Here is a 15,147-nt window from a genome sequence, read left to right as displayed (position 1 = left end):
CGTAACATGATCAAAGGGCACATACATTCATTAGAAACCTTCGGAACGGTCGACGGCCCCGGAATTCGTTTCGTACTCTTTATGCAGGGCTGTCTGCTGAAATGCCAGTATTGTCATAATCCGGACACCTGGAATCTGGAAGGCGGCAAGGATATGACGCTGGAGGAAGTGCTGGCCGAAATTGAGCCTTACATTAGTTATTACCGCACCTCCGGCGGGGGACTTACGGTATCCGGCGGCGAAGCGACGCTGCAGGCCCATTTCGTGGCTGATTTGTTCCGTGCCGTGAAGGAACGCTGGAACCTTCACACTACCTTGGATACAAACGGTTATAACGAAGGGGATAAAATCAAGGGTTTGCTGGATGTTACAGATCTGGTGCTTCTGGATTTGAAGCATATCGATAATGAGAAGCACATCAAGCTGACAGGCAAACCTAATGATAAGATGCTGGCGATGGCCAAATGGCTGTCGGATCATAACCGTCCCATGTGGATCCGGCACGTGCTTGTCCCTGGAATCAATACGGATGAAGAGGATTTGCTTGAGCTTGGACGTTTTATCGGCGGGCTGAACGCCGTGGAGAAATTCGAGATTTTGCCGTATCATCAAATGGGCATCTACAAATGGGAAGCCTTGAAATGGGCTTATCCGCTGGAAGGAGTGCCTAGTCCTACTCCTGAAGAAGTAACGAGAGCCTACCAACTGGTGGAGCAGGGGATGAAAGAAATAGCGGCGGACAAAGCCGTCATGGGTTTAACCTCCTGATAGATTCATGTCATAGATTGTGACGCAAAAAGCGGTCAACTCACAGAACATGTGAAGTTGAACCGCTTTCTTTTGTTATTTTGGATGATATTATCCCCCGATTAGAAAAATATCCTCCTTTCTGGGGCTGATGGCCTAAATCTATAATAAGATTGTAAAACAAATCGATCATTCGGGGGGATTTTGGAAGATGAAGAAAAGCATGGTCCTGTTACTTACGCTGTTCATCGCAGCCACGACTCTGCTGTCTGCCTGCGGCAGCGGCAACGGCAACAACAACAATTCGGCTGCAGGCAATGCCTCAAATGATGCCTCAAACACACCTAGCGAATCCACCACGGACACCTCTCCATTCGAACTGACTTTGCGTCATACCCAGGTGGGAGCCGACAAACAGAAACGTCTTGCGATCCTGAATGATGTCGTTAAGAAAGTAGAAGCCGATGTCCCTGGCCTCACGATCAAACTGGACGGGGTCGAGTCGGACGTTAACCGCAAAGAGAAGCTCCGCGGCGAGATGGCTGCGGGCAACCCGCCGGATATTTTTGATTTGTTTGGAAGTCCGGACTCCCAGGTCTACGCCAAAGAAGGCATGCTGCTCAATTTAAGTCCGATACTGGATGAGCTTGGCCTGTCGGACAGCTTTTCTTCTTTAGAGCCCTTCACTTATGAAGGCAACGTCTACGGTTTGCCGATCGGCGGCTCGGGCGAAGGATTTTTCTACAATAAAGCTTATTTCGAAGAGAAGGGCCTGAAAGTTCCAACCACTTGGGCCGAACTGGAAGACCTGCTGGCCAAAATCAAAGCGGACGGCAAAGTGCCGATGGCCGCTGCGTCCAAAGCCGGCTGGGTGCCGCTTATGCTGGCCAACCATCTTTGGGCGAGATATGCAGGACCTGACGTGACCCAGAAATTTGTCACCGGTGAAGCGAAATGGTCAGATCCAAATGTGGTGAAGGCTTTTGCGAAATATCAGGAGTGGGAAGATAAAGGTTACTTCAAGAAAGGCGAGCTTGGCTTTGAATATGCAGAGTATACGACCCAATTCACCAGCGGTGAAGCTGTTCTAATGTATGACGGCACCTGGAAATCCTCCGTATTCAAAGAAGGTCAATCCGGCGAGGGGTTGATCGGCAAAGTCGGGTTCTTTAACCTTCCTCCGGTTGACGGCGGTGTAGGCGACCAAACGGCGCTGATGCGTGACGTCAACAACGGTTACGGCTTCTCGGCCGCAGTAGAGAAGGACCCAAGAAAGCTGCAGGCCGTTAAGCTGTTCATCAAATACATGTACAACGAAGAAATGCAGATCCGCGGTCTGGTTGAGGACGGTGTGCTTCCAGCGATGAAGCTGAGCGAAGACGTGCTTTCGGCTAATATTACGGACGATCTGATGAAAGAAATCGTCAATGTGCTGAATAATTCGAAATCTTCTTTCCCTGCGTTTGACTCGCTCGTTCAAGGGGATGTAACGACCGAAATCAGCAACATCCAGATTCAGAAGCTGATCGGCAAACAGACAACACCTGAACAGATGGGCAAAGAACTTCAAGCCGTGCAGGAAGAAGCCAACGCGGATTCGGAATAAAGCTGCTGGACCCGGGATGCGTTTCGCCGACAAATCGGGCGAAGCGCATTCTTGCTTTGGTTTGGATGAACGATAACGTCTTGTGGAGGTCCTCATGAACAAAGCGCTAAGAAGCCCAACGATTTTTCTTTTATTTATCCTGCCGGCCCTGATTTTGTTTGTTATGTTTTTTATTTATCCGATCTTCTCTTCCATCTACTACAGCTTTACAAGCTGGAACGGGGTTTCCGCACATGTGAAATGGACCGGGCTCGAAAATTATACCAAAGCTTTGGAGCAGAAACGTTTCTGGGTTTCGGTCCAAAATAATGGCTGGTTTATCGTCTTCTCCGTCTTCATTCAAGTTCCGCTGATTATCCTGTTCTCTTTGCTGATTGCCCATGTCAAAAAGCTCAAGGGGCTATACAAAACGACGGTCTTTCTGCCTTCCATTATGTCCACAGCCGTCATCGGTATTTTGTGGGGCTTCATCTACGAGCCGGACATCGGGCTGCTGAATCAGATCCTCGGCACCTTCGGGATCAAGCCGATTTATTGGCTGTCCGATGAACGTTATGCGATGCTGTCGATCCTGATTACGAACGCCTGGCAGTGGACGGGATTTTATATCGTGATGGTGCTGGCGGCGATTTTGTCCATTCCGGGCGAACTCGACGAGGCGGCTGCCATCGACGGAGCGTCGGCTTTTCAAAGAGCGGTACGGATTACCTTGCCTTTGATCCGGCCGATCATTTCCGTAGTCATTATGCTGTCGATTGCCGGCGCCATGAAAGCGGCAGATATCGTTCTGGTTATGACCAAAGGCGGACCGGCCGGCTCAACGGAAGTCATGGCCACGTATATGATCAAATATGCGATTACCAACTTCAAATACGGCTACGGGAATACGATCGCGGTGCTGATTTTTATCTTTACGGTCATCGTAACGGTCTTGTACCAGCTGCTGATTGCCCGTCGCAATGAAAGGATTGAATACTGATGACCCGTACATGGAAAAAAGGACTGCCGCATCTCTTTCTGCTTTTGTATTTGGTCGTCATTCTATTTCCGTTCTTGTTCGTGCTGTTCTCCTCGGTCAAAACGGACAACAACGCCATAGCGCTCAATCCGTTTGGCATCCCCCACAAGCTGGTCTTCCATAACTATGTGGAGGCGTGGGTGAATGCCAAAATCAGCACGTATTTTTTCAACAGCTTGTATATCTCCGTGTTATCATCGGTCGTCAGCATTCTGCTTGGCTCCATGTTTGCATTTGCGGTAACTCGAATGAGATATGGACGTGTGGCTGCAGCGCTGTTTGGACTGGTGCTCGTCGGCATGCTGATTCCTAACAATGCTTTAATGCTGCCGATTTATACACTGGTCAGAAAGCTGCACATTCTGGATACCCACTGGGCACTGATTATTCCTTATGTAGCGAATGCCATTCCGTTTACGATCATTATTTTAGCGGCTTTCATGCGCTCTCTGCCTAGTGAAATCGAAGAGGCCGCGGTTATGGATGGATTGAGGTCGGGGGGTATCTTTGCTAGAATGATAATACCTTTAACAGTCCCGGCGATGGTTACGGTGTTTATCGTCAATTTTCTGGGGAATTGGAATGAGTTCCTGCTGGCCAACTACTTCCTTTCCAATGATGACTTGAGGACGCTTCCGGTAGGTATGGTTCAATTCCGGGATCAATATCAGATGAATTACGCGCAGATGTCAGCCGGAATTGTATTTTCCGTGGTACCGGTAATTGTGATTTATGCGATCCTGCAGGAGAAGATCATTGAAGGGGTAACCGCCGGCAGCGTTAAGGGATAACGGCTTTGACAGGGAGCAGTTACATATGAATCTGCGCATCAAACTTTTTACGGCCTTTTTATCTCTGGTCATTATCCCTTTGTTTATCGTAGGCATCATTACTTTCTTCGCTATCTTTCATTATATTGAAACCAAATACAGCGATCAGGCGGAATACGCACTGAAGTCGATTAGCTACAGCATCACCGGCGTTTTCGAGGAAATGGACAAAGTGACCGATGATGGGATCGCTAAAGGCGTATTCCAGATGGCGCTGAATTCAGGCAATCCCGACAACCAGAATTTGACCGCCAAAGATCAGCTCAGCCTCAACGCTAATCAGCGCAACTTTCGGTCGCTGCTGTATAATCATCCTTCCATCGATTACGCCTTCCTCTATAACCTGAAAGAGGGAGCACAAGATAAACCCATTTCTATTTTTAACAAAGAAAATTTCAAGATGCTCCCGTTTGAGAAGTTCAAGCAGGAGCCGTTATATCAGGAAGTCTTAAATCTGAAAGGCCAATCCAAGTGGATCGCCCCGCACGAATATCCAGAATTAACTGGTTCGGAGCAGGTTTTTACACAAATCAGACTCATTAAGGAACTGAGTTATCTGCAGAATGTCGGTATTCTGATCGTGCAGGTGAAGAACTGGGAGTTTGAAGATATTTTTAAAAATTTGCAGCTTCGCAATCATTTAAGAGATACAAGGTTTCTGCTGGTCAATGACGAAGGCACCATTCTGTATGATTACCAGAACAAGCTGGACGGCCACCCGATCCATGAATACACCGGGAAAAACATAACGGTTGCCAAAGGCGGCTATAAAAGCTTTAAAGCCCGGTTTGACGGCCAGGAAAGTGTGGTTTCGGTTTATCATCTGCAGGATTATTCCTGGAGCCTCGTCTCCGTGACGTCTTGGGATTATTTGTCCAAGGAAGTTATGACCTTCGCGGCCTGGTTTATGGTGATTCTGGGGGTTTGTATACTAACCGCCATGCTGTTTAACACCTTCTTTATGAACCGGATTACCGGTACGATTGGCATCATCGTACGGTTTATGCGCAAGGTGGAAGACGGAGATTTGAACGCCAGGGTTGAAGAAAAGGGCCATGATGAGCTGCTGCTGCTTCTGCAGGGATTCAACAACTTGACGGAGAAAATTGGCGGCCTGCTGGAGGAAGTGAAGATGGAGCAGCAGCAGAAGGCGAAAGCCGAGCTTCGTGTGCTGCAGGCTCAGATCAAACCTCATTTTCTGTTTAATACGCTGGAGCTGATTAACGGTCTTGCCGTGCAGAATGAAGGCCGGAAGGTTAGTGAGATGGTGCTCAGACTCGGCAATATCCTAAGGATCAGCATTCAGGACCGGGAGGAAATTCCGCTGTGGCTGGAGCTGGAGCACCTGACGAGTTATCTCGAAATTCAGAAATACCGCTGGGACGATTTGTTTGATTACACGATCGACATTCCCGAGGAAATGCTTAATTACCAGGTGCTCAAGCTGATGCTTCAGCCTTTGGTCGAGAACAGCATCCAGCATGGCTTTGAAGGGATTCCTTATAAAGGGGAAGTGCGCATTTCCGGCAGCGTGGAAGAAGACAGAATTCTGCTTCGTGTGGAAGACAACGGCACGGGCATGACGGGTGCCGAGCTGCTGGCCAATTTGAATATGGACGCCGAATCCAATGAGCAGCAGATGCAGATCTATTATCCGGGCGAAGAGCGAAGAGGCATCGGGCTGCGGAATGTGGCAGACCGGATCAAGCTGCAGTATGGCAAGGAGTACGGCCTGTTTATATGTACGACGCCCGGGATGGGCGTAGCGATTCAATGCATTTTACCAAAATACGAATTGGGTGATCCGCATGAAGCTTAAAGCGCTGCTCGTAGATGATGAATATCCGATTCTGAACAATTTGTCTAAAGTGCTGAAATGGGAAGAGCTGGGCGTGGAAGTCGCCGGCATGGCCCGCAACGGGGCTGAAGCTCTGAAGTTTGCCGAAGAACAGCAGATCGACATTATATTAAGTGATATCCGAATGCCGGTCATGGATGGCTTGTCTTTAGCCAAGGAAATCCGGGAGCGCGGCATGAGGACAGAAATCCTGCTGCTGACCGGTTATCAGGAATTCGAATATGCCCGGACCGCTATCCGTTACGGCGTTAAAGACTATATCAGCAAACCGATTCATTATGAAATGCTGGAGCAGACCGTGGATAAAATCGCCAGACAAATCCGGACAGAACGCGGAGCCAGCCGACGCGGCAGCCAGTTGAATTCCGTGGTGAACTGGGCGAGCGAGCATTTTATCACCCAAATCCTGTCCGGGCGTGGTCAATTTCTTGCCGATGAGGACGGAGAAGAAGAATTTCTGTCCCACCCGCGGTATTCGGTCATGCTTGCCGACCTGGAGGGGTACGCCAAAAGCTCAACGTTCTGGACCCGGGAAGAGCGAAGACGATTTAACTGCCGGATGAAGAAGCTGCTCAAAGAGCGGCTGCCCTTTGGAGACGGTCAAACCGTCCTTCAGCTTCGCGAAGGGGAATGGTTTATTTTCTATGATGCTGACTCCATCATCCAGAAAACCCGCGAGGTGCTTTATCCGGTTTATTCGGAGCTTCAGCGGCTGGCCAGGACGGCCGGCGATATGGAGGTAAGGATTCTCGCAGAGAAGGGGCCTTTCTCGCTGAACGAGCTGTCCGGCGTCTACCACAGGATTCAGCGTTCTCTCCTCCTGACGCCTTCCGAAGAGTGGCTGCTGAACGGAGAAGAGCTTAAACCCGGCTTGTTTGAGGCACCGGAGGAAACCCCGGAATCCCAATGGCGCTGGCTGGAACAAATCGGCAGTGCTTTGCGCGGCGAAGACGAGAACGGCGTCCGCAAGGTCATAGACGAGCTAAGAACTTATCTGGCTCTGCTGGATGAACATGCAGCGCTGCGGGCGGAGAAAATGCTTCATTATATGCTGATTCATCTTCTCAGAGAAATGAGGGAGCTGCAGCTGCTAAAGGATCATGAAGAAGAGGCGGTCTGGGAAGAACTGCAGCAGCCGCTGGGGTTAAAAGATTTGATGCATCTGCTAAGCGAGCTGGCGATCCGGCCGAAAGGACCGGCTTCGTCGCGAAAGCCGGCTGAACAGCTGATGATGGTCGCCGGCGACTATATTGCCCGGCATTTAGGCGGCGACTTCGGCATTGAAGAGGTGGCCGATCATTTGGGGATCAGCTGCAGCTACTTCTGTCTGCTGTTCAAGAACCATTACGGGGAAACCTTTGTCGAGTATGTGACCAGACAGCGGATGGAGGCAGCGAAGAAACAGCTGGCGACCAGCGAAGCCAGCATTACACAAATCGGCCAGGGGCTCGGTTATCAGGAGCGGCGTTATTTTACGAAGGTGTTCCAGAAATACACCGGGGTTACCCCGTCCGATTACCGGGCTTCGGTGCATGGGGTTCAAGGCAGCGTTATGAAGGAGTGAGACGGGTATGTTCAACCACGAAACGATGAGTTTGGAGCAGAAGATCGGTCAGCTGTTCATTTGCGGATTCCACAGTTATACACCGGATGAGCAGATTACGGCTTTGATCGAGGATTATCAGATCGGCGGCGTTATTTATTTCCGCAGAAATGTGGAGTCTGCCCCTCAGCTGGCAAAGCTGTCGGCCGATTTGCAGAAGCTGGCGATGGACAGCTCGGGCGGTCTGCCGCTGCTGATAGCGATCGACCAAGAAGGTGGTATGGTTTCGCGTCTGGATCACGAAGGCATCAGCCGGATTCCCGGCAATATGTCCTTGGGGGCAGCGGATGACCCTGCGCTGACTGAAGCGATTGCGGCGCTGTCTGCCGAAGAATTGAAACGGCTTGGCATTAATCTGAATTTTGCGCCGTGTGTCGATGTGAATAACAACCCGCTTAATCCGGTGATTGGAGTCCGGTCTTATTCGGAGGACCCCCACAAAGTAGCCTTGCATGGGGAAGCGGCGGTACGCGGGTTTCAGCGCAGCGGGATCATTGCGACGGCCAAACATTTTCCAGGGCATGGCGATACCGAGGTTGATTCCCATCTGGGGCTGGCTGTAGTAGGGCATGACAAGCAGAGGCTTTATGAAGTGGAGCTTCTGCCGTTTAAACGGATGATTCAGGCTGGGGTCAAAGCCATTATGACCGCCCATGTCGTATTCCCGGCCTTCGAGCCTAAGGGCATACCGGCGACGCTTTCCCGCGCTGTTCTTACCGATTTGCTGCGGAAGGAGCTGGGATTTGAAGGGCTCATTGTGACAGACTGCCTTGAAATGAAGGCGATTGCGGATCAATATGGGGCGGCGGAGGGAGCTGTGATGGCTCTTGAAGCGGGAGCGGACCTGGTGCTGGTCAGCCATACGCTGGAGGAACAGGCTTCGGCTATTAAAGCGGTGGTGGCTGCAGTCAAGTCTGGCAGATTGCCTGAAGCGGCAATTGACCGCTCTTTGCAGCGGATTTTGGCCTTAAAAAGCGGTTTGGCTGCCGAAGCGGGATTGACTGGACAAACGCAAACGCCACCCGCCGAGCCTGGCATGCCTTTGCTTCCGACGGAGCAGACGGTTCCGCTGCTCGAAGAGGCCGCGGGCAGGTCTATTACGCTTGTAAAGAACGAAGGGAATCCGCCGCAGCTTCCCCTGGACCCGGCTCAGCCGACGCTGATCGTATGGCCCGAGCTGAGGCACCGCACTGAAGTGGATGAAGCGGCCGAATACCGGTATACGCTGGCCGATGCCTTGAAGCCGTATATGAAGGAGATCAGGCTGGCCGAGGTCGGTACAAGGGCGACGGATGCCGAAGTGGAGGACGTGCTTCGTCAAGCTGAGGCATACAGCCAGATAGTGGTGGTGACTTATACTTCGGAAGGTGCGCTTCCTGAAGGGCAGGTTCAGCTTGTAAAGGGACTTATGGCGAAGAAACAAAATCAGATTACGGTGGTATCGGTTAGAAATCCTTATGACCTTCTTGTGTTCCCGGAAGTGCAGGCATATCTATGCGCCTACGAGAACAGGCCTCATGCCTTGGATGCGGTGGCGGCTGTGCTGACAGGGCGGAAGCAGCCGTTCGGCAGGCTGCCTGTCACGTTAAAGGGACTTTATCCGATCGGCGGCGGGTTAACCCAGCTTTGAAATCTGAAATTCATCCTGCAAAACCGGAGGTCTGACTTTCAAAAAGGGGTCAGATTTACCGGTTTTTTCATTTTTTTTTGGACAATTAGCAACTTTCACTCTTATAAAGCGTTTAATAGTATGTTACTTTTGAACGAGAGTTTACAAGTTTTTAATACAGAGATAAAGGAGCACATAATGAAATTCCGCAGACTTTTACTTTCTACAATTTTAGCAGCTTCACAAATGGCCATGATTCTTCCAAATGCTGGGGCCGATGCGGCTTCCACTCAGGCAACCGGTCAAACCTATCAGCAGGGGGATTCAGCATCTTCAGCTTCTACTGATCCATCCGCTCAGGATTCCGCAAACCCGGACGAATGGACTAACCCGCCCGCTACACCGGATCCGTCCGGCAGCCCGGATTCCAATCTCCCTGCAGATCCGGTTTCTACGCCCGATCCTTCGGCTCCAGCTGATGCTTCCGGCAGCCCTACAACGGGAACCCCAACGGAGAACCCGGGTTCTCCGGCTTCGACTTCAGGCTCATTGCCTCCATCGAGCACCGGAGCCCCTGCCAATTCGGCTCAAGCGATTTCAGCCGCTTCCCCGGGCAAACTCATTTTGCTGCTGAACAGCAACATTATGTACCAGAACGGCATTCAATATAAAGCGACAGAACCGATGGCGGTAAAGGACGGCGTTTCCTATGTAGCCATCCGTTCGCTGGTGAACCGGGTGGGACTTGCAATCCGTTATGATAGTGCAACCAAAGAAACCGTCATTACCCGCGGCTCCGATGAAATGCGCTTTAAGCTCAACAGCAACACTTATAAAGTGAACGGCGTTGTCACTACGATGAGAGGCAAATCCTATGCCACCAAGAACAGCAACTTTATGGTGCCGTTCACCTCAATTACGGCTGCACTCAAGCTGCCGTATGTGCTGGATACCAAAACGAAGCTAATCACGCTGGATGTCACCGCCAAACCGACGGCCAAGTTCACGGTTCTGCCAAACGAAATCATCGCGGGAGAAACACAGGTTACTTATCAAACGATGTCTACGGCCCCAGCCGGACAGTCCATTGTGAATGAGGAATGGACAGGGCGTCAGGAGATTTTCTCTACGCCGGGTTCTTACGTCGTGAGTTACCGGGTTCAGGATTCAGCGGGCAACTGGAGCGACTGGTATTCCGTCACCATCAATGTTGAGAAGCCGCATACCCCGCCGGTTGCAGCTTTTACAACCGATAAAGACACTTATAAAATGGGTGAAAAAATCACCTACATTGACCAGAGCACCGATGAAGAAAATTCCATCACTTCAGCCGTGTGGGAAAATAACAAGCTGGCATTCTTTACGCCAGGACCACAAACGGTTCGGCTTAAAGTCACCAACAAATACGGTTTGACTTCTACGGTTGAACATACGATCACCATTTCAGGCGAAACGCTGTATAACGAATCCGACTTCAATAAGCTGTTTGTTCCTGTAGGCGACAAATATCAATTTGAAGGCAGCGAGGTGCCAAGCTGGGATAAAGTGAACTATACGTTCACAACCGAGCCGGTTACTTTGATCCGCAGCAACAGTCCAGAGACCAATTACAGTGAAGGCATCCTGTACCGCGAAACAACCGTCGGCCGGGCCCGTTTCATGATCCACCATGCCAATGCCGTTGGCAAAGATGTGAAGATGTACGTCGTGGCTACGAATCTGAATGATTCTCCAGCCAACCTGTATATTGATACGCTGGGATTTGCGGGACCTAATGAAAATGCAACCGCAACCGGAAAATTGTCCGTTAAACGTTATTTCTCTTCCATGCAAACCCGTTCGGCAGAGCAGGATATAACGATCGCTCCACGGGAGCAAAAGATTATCTTCAGCGAGCTGAGCGCGCAGAAAATGAAACCGGGTCAAGTCATTTCCCTGCTGTCGGATATTTATACCGACTATCCGGTCCAATTTGATGTGATCATGATTGACGCTTCCAAAGACCCGCTTAACACGCTGCCACAGCTCAGTGTGCTGGACCGGGATGGAGTTCATAACCGCGGAACCTATCCGGAAGCCACCCGGAGTATTCAATATGACGAGGTGCTTGGCGATAAGCCGAAACGCCTTCTGATCGGAGACAATGCCAGCGATCCGTTCCAGACCGGATTTGACACCCCATTCTATACACCGTCTACCAATGCCGGCAATTTTGGGGTTCTGTACAAGATTAGAACGACCAAGGTGGCCCCTCATACGCTGATCACCTTTAACCCGCGTGGTGGTACTTATGTGGGCAGCATTATGGTGAACGGTATGATGGTCGACCTACCGGTCAGCGGCGTGCTGAATGCTCCAAATGATGCGGCGGTGCTGTATCGCACCGGAGACCGGGAAGAAACGATTGATTTCGTCTTTACAGCTGCACCGGGCAGCAACTTGTCCGTCAATTTGCTCTTCCAGCCGCTTCCCGAAGTGAAGCCGGAATAATCAGTTCTTTATTTTCTTTCCTTAGATAAGACGTAAGACGGCGTTTTGGTCCTGGACCAGGCGCCGTTTTTTTCGTAACGGGATGGCCGTTTGACGCTTTCGTCAATTTGCGGCATTATTAAAGAAGAACGACTCTTGCAAGGAGTCTCATTGTATAATTGGACCTGAGTTTTTGGAATGAGGAAATACCGGAAGGGGAAGTGGCCTCTATGCTTTCAGCAGATGAAATTATTCAGAAGATGTCAAGCCAGGGTCTGCGGATCACGGATCAGCGCCGGACGCTTGCCAAACTTTTTGTGGATACAGACGGGTATTTGACGCCTAAAGACGTTTATGATTTTATGTGCAAGAAATATTCGGGCCTAAGCTTTGATACGGTATACCGGAATCTTAGAATTATGGAAGAAATGGGCGTGCTGGAGCAAATCGTATTTGAAGACGGCCTCAAGTTCCGGGCAAGCTGCAGCGATGAGCATCATCACCATCATATGATCTGCCTCGGCTGCGAGAAAACCTACCCGATCCCTTTCTGTCCGATGCCTTTAGCGGATGCTCCCGATCATTTCCAGGTCGTGAAGCATAAATTCGAGGTCTTCGGTTACTGCAAAGACTGCCAGGCGGGTTCCAAACCGAAGGAGCATATGTCATGACCATCACCCGGAGAGCTGTTCAGGTGCCGATCCATGTCTACCGCAAGTTCATTTCTCCGCTTAAACCGCCGACCTGCCGGTTTTATCCGACCTGTTCGGCTTATGCGCTTGAAGCGATTGAAGTGCATGGCGCGCTGAAAGGCAGCTGGCTGGCGGCCAAACGTATCGCAAAGTGTCATCCTTTTCACCCCGGAGGGATTGACCTGGTTCCTCCCAAGAAGGCCGAGAAAGGCCGTCAGCTAGGCGGGAATCAAGGCAAACACGCTTGACAGGGGTGTTTACTTTGCATATATTAGGAAATAATAGTTCTAACATAGTTTGTCCTGTGAACGGATAAGTACAGTGGCGAAGCAGCAGCAGAGAGCCGGGGGAGCTGAGAACCGGTCTGGGGAACCGCTGGAAGATGGTCCTGGAGGATCTTCTTTCGAGCCGCATGCCTGCGGTAAGGATGAAGCGCGAATCCGGCGTTAAAGGGAAGGTTCAGCTTTGAACCTGTTAAGCCTGCTGGCTGTGAAGCGGCAGGGAAATTGGGTGGTAACGCGTGAGTAGGCTCTCGTCCCGAACCGGGACGGGAGTTTTTTGCGTTTGCCGCCTTTTTCTTTCGAGCTGAGCACCGGGCAAACGGATATTTCAAGAAGGAGTGGTAAATTTGGCAACAGACAACAAAACTTTTTACATTACAACACCCATTTATTATCCGAGCGACAAGCTGCATATCGGTCATGCTTATACGACGGTAGCCGGTGACGCTATGGCCCGTTACAAACGCCTGCGCGGTTTTGACGTGCGTTATTTGACGGGGACCGATGAGCATGGTCAGAAGATCGAGCGGAAAGCCCAGGAGAAAGGCCTGACCCCGCAGCAGTTTGTAGACAACATTGTGGTCGGCATTAAAGAACTTTGGAAGAAACTCGACATTTCCAACGATGATTTTATCCGCACAACGGATGCGAAACACAAACAGATTGTTCAGGATATTTTTGACCGGCTGCTTCAGCAGGGGGATATCTACAAAGGGGAATATGAAGGCTGGTACAGCATTCCTGATGAAACGTATTATACGGAAACGCAGCTGGTCGAGCCGGTCAAAAATGACAAGGGCGAAATCATCGGCGGGAAATCGCCGGACAGCGGCCACCCGGTTGAGCTGGTAAAAGAAGAATCTTATTTCTTCCGGATGAGCAAATATGCTGATCGTCTGTTACAGTTTTACGAGGAGAATCCAGGTTTCATTCAGCCGGAATCCCGTAAGAACGAAATGATCAACAACTTTATCAAACCGGGCCTGGAAGACTTGGCCGTCTCCCGGACTACGTTTGAATGGGGCGTAAAGGTGAAAGGCGACCCTAAACATGTGGTTTACGTTTGGATTGATGCGTTGTCGAACTATATTACAGCTCTTGGCTACGGCACGGATAATCCTGAGCTTTATAATCGTTATTGGCCGGCGGATGTCCATCTGGTCGGGAAAGAGATTGTCCGGTTCCATACGATTTATTGGCCGATTATGCTGATGGCTTTAGGGCTGCCGCTTCCGAAAAAGGTATTTGCCCATGGCTGGCTGCTCATGAAGGGCGGCAAAATGTCCAAATCCAAAGGCAACGTCGTAGATCCGAACACCTTGATTGACCGTTACGGCCTGGATGCGACCCGCTATTATCTGCTGCGCGAGGTCCCGTTTGGCGCGGACGGCAGCTTTACGCCGGAGAGCTTCGTAGAGCGGGTTAACTCCGATCTGGCCAACGATCTTGGCAATCTGCTGAACCGGACTGTAGCGATGGTCGGCAAATATTTTGACGGCGTAACCCCGGCTTATATTCCGAATGCTACCGAGTTCGACGCAGCTTTGACCGCAGCGGCACAGAAGACGGTAGAAAAGGTCGAAGAGGTTATGGAGAACATGGAGTTCTCGGTAGCGCTTGCTTCCATCGGCCAGTTTATCAGCCGTACGAACAAATATATCGATGAAACCCAGCCATGGGTAATGGCGAAGGAGGGCGACAAACAAGAGCAGCTTGGCTCCGTTATGGTGCATTTGATGGAATCGCTGCGGATTGCTTCGATCCTGCTTCAGCCGTTCCTCACGCAGGCACCGGCCAAAATCTGGAGCCAATTGGGCATTTCGCCTGGGGAATTGACCTCCTGGGAAAGCGCAAAAAGTTTTGGCCTGATTCCGGCGGGCACGCGTTTAGGCCAAGGGGAACCCATCTTCCCGCGGCTTGATGCCGAGCAGGAAGTGGCTTATATCGCCGAGTCGATGACCGGCGGAGTGCCTGCGGAAGAAGCGAAGGCAGCTGGCGGAGGCCCTCAGTCTACTGCCGAAGAGGCCGTAGAGCTCAAAGAAGAAATCGGCATTGAAGATTTCGCTAAGGTGGAGCTGCGGGTCGCACAGGTTGTGGCCGCAGAGGCGGTGAAGAAAGCCGATAAGCTGCTGAAGCTGCAGCTTGACTTAGGTTTTGAGCAGCGCCAGGTGGTGTCCGGCATCGCTAAATTCTACAGCCCCGAGGAACTGGTAGGACGCAAGGTGATCGTAGTGGTTAACCTGAAGCCGGTGAAGCTGCGCGGTGAGCTGTCCCAAGGCATGATTCTGGCCGCTTCCCATGGCGATCAGCTGACGCTGGCCACTGTTCCCGACAACATGCCTAACGGCGCTGTTGTGAAATAAAACGATAAATCAAGAAACCTCCCGCGTGAAGGAAAACTCGCGTTGGGAGGTTCTTTTTTTCATTCTTGAAA

General features: G+C 50.9%; 11 protein-coding genes. All 11 read left to right on the top strand.

Going from position 1 to position 15,147, the window contains the following annotated elements; translation table 11 throughout:
• Positions 1 to 6: 6 nt before the first annotated feature.
• The 11 genes from pflA to metG all read left to right on the top strand — a co-directional run bounded on the left by pflA (position 7) and on the right by metG (position 15,076).
• On the top strand, positions 7 to 768 hold the full coding sequence (gene pflA, locus AWM70_RS10400; RefSeq protein WP_068696142.1) for a pyruvate formate-lyase-activating protein: 762 nt from the start codon (positions 7 to 9) through the stop codon (positions 766 to 768).
• A 190-nt stretch (positions 769 to 958) separates the two neighbouring features.
• Positions 959 to 2,353 (top strand): extracellular solute-binding protein, encoded by a 1,395-nt coding sequence (locus tag AWM70_RS10395; protein ID WP_068696140.1) that lies wholly within the window; start codon positions 959 to 961, stop codon positions 2,351 to 2,353.
• A 94-nt stretch (positions 2,354 to 2,447) separates the two neighbouring features.
• The gene (locus tag AWM70_RS10390) at positions 2,448 to 3,332 is read left to right on the top strand and encodes a carbohydrate ABC transporter permease (protein WP_068696138.1); all 885 of its coding nucleotides are present in this window, start codon (positions 2,448 to 2,450) and stop codon (positions 3,330 to 3,332) included.
• On the top strand, positions 3,332 to 4,162 hold the full coding sequence (locus AWM70_RS10385) for a carbohydrate ABC transporter permease (RefSeq protein ID WP_068696136.1): 831 nt from the start codon (positions 3,332 to 3,334) through the stop codon (positions 4,160 to 4,162). Before AWM70_RS10390 ends, AWM70_RS10385 begins: the two co-directional genes overlap by 1 nt.
• A 25-nt stretch (positions 4,163 to 4,187) precedes the next feature.
• Complete coding sequence (locus tag AWM70_RS10380; RefSeq protein ID WP_068696134.1) at positions 4,188 to 6,020, top strand: cache domain-containing sensor histidine kinase; 1,833 nt, start codon at positions 4,188 to 4,190, stop codon at positions 6,018 to 6,020.
• Complete coding sequence (locus tag AWM70_RS10375; RefSeq protein ID WP_068696132.1) at positions 6,010 to 7,623, top strand: response regulator; 1,614 nt, start codon at positions 6,010 to 6,012, stop codon at positions 7,621 to 7,623. The genes AWM70_RS10380 and AWM70_RS10375 overlap by 11 nt, the downstream gene beginning before the upstream one ends.
• Before the next feature lie 7 nt (positions 7,624 to 7,630).
• The gene (nagZ, locus tag AWM70_RS10370; RefSeq protein WP_068696130.1) at positions 7,631 to 9,292 is read left to right on the top strand and encodes a beta-N-acetylhexosaminidase; all 1,662 of its coding nucleotides are present in this window, start codon (positions 7,631 to 7,633) and stop codon (positions 9,290 to 9,292) included.
• A 177-nt stretch (positions 9,293 to 9,469) separates the two neighbouring features.
• Positions 9,470 to 11,761, top strand: coding sequence for a stalk domain-containing protein (locus AWM70_RS10365; protein WP_068696128.1), 2,292 nt, complete (start codon positions 9,470 to 9,472; stop codon positions 11,759 to 11,761).
• Between the two features lie 209 nt (positions 11,762 to 11,970).
• Positions 11,971 to 12,411, top strand: a complete 441-nt coding sequence (locus AWM70_RS10360; RefSeq protein ID WP_068700558.1) for a Fur family transcriptional regulator — start codon at positions 11,971 to 11,973, stop codon at positions 12,409 to 12,411.
• Entirely contained in the window at positions 12,408 to 12,680 is a 273-nt protein-coding gene (gene yidD, locus AWM70_RS10355; RefSeq protein WP_068696126.1) for a membrane protein insertion efficiency factor YidD, read from the top strand. The genes AWM70_RS10360 and yidD overlap by 4 nt, the downstream gene beginning before the upstream one ends.
• Positions 12,681 to 13,060: 380 nt before the next feature.
• Positions 13,061 to 15,076 carry a methionine--tRNA ligase gene (metG, locus tag AWM70_RS10350; RefSeq protein ID WP_068696123.1) on the top strand — a complete coding sequence of 672 codons (2,016 nt, stop codon included), beginning with the start codon at positions 13,061 to 13,063 and terminating at the stop codon, positions 15,074 to 15,076.
• The last annotated feature ends 71 nt before the right edge of the window (positions 15,077 to 15,147 follow it).

Source organism: Paenibacillus yonginensis (assembly GCF_001685395.1).
GTDB classification, from domain to species: domain Bacteria; phylum Bacillota; class Bacilli; order Paenibacillales; family Paenibacillaceae; genus Fontibacillus; species Fontibacillus yonginensis.
This window is presented reverse-complemented; position numbering and strand designations above follow the sequence as displayed.

Coding starts and splice junctions, on each gene's coding strand:
- yidD (WP_068696126.1), top strand. CDS start 12,408: ATGACCATCACCCGGAGAGCTGTTCAGGTGCCGATCCATGTCTACCGC.
- AWM70_RS10375 (WP_068696132.1), top strand. CDS start 6,010: ATGAAGCTTAAAGCGCTGCTCGTAGATGATGAATATCCGATTCTGAAC.
- nagZ (WP_068696130.1), top strand. CDS start 7,631: ATGTTCAACCACGAAACGATGAGTTTGGAGCAGAAGATCGGTCAGCTG.
- AWM70_RS10385 (WP_068696136.1), top strand. CDS start 3,332: ATGACCCGTACATGGAAAAAAGGACTGCCGCATCTCTTTCTGCTTTTG.
- AWM70_RS10365 (WP_068696128.1), top strand. CDS start 9,470: ATGAAATTCCGCAGACTTTTACTTTCTACAATTTTAGCAGCTTCACAA.
- AWM70_RS10380 (WP_068696134.1), top strand. CDS start 4,188: ATGAATCTGCGCATCAAACTTTTTACGGCCTTTTTATCTCTGGTCATT.
- AWM70_RS10395 (WP_068696140.1), top strand. CDS start 959: ATGAAGAAAAGCATGGTCCTGTTACTTACGCTGTTCATCGCAGCCACG.
- AWM70_RS10360 (WP_068700558.1), top strand. CDS start 11,971: ATGCTTTCAGCAGATGAAATTATTCAGAAGATGTCAAGCCAGGGTCTG.
- AWM70_RS10390 (WP_068696138.1), top strand. CDS start 2,448: ATGAACAAAGCGCTAAGAAGCCCAACGATTTTTCTTTTATTTATCCTG.
- pflA (WP_068696142.1), top strand. CDS start 7: ATGATCAAAGGGCACATACATTCATTAGAAACCTTCGGAACGGTCGAC.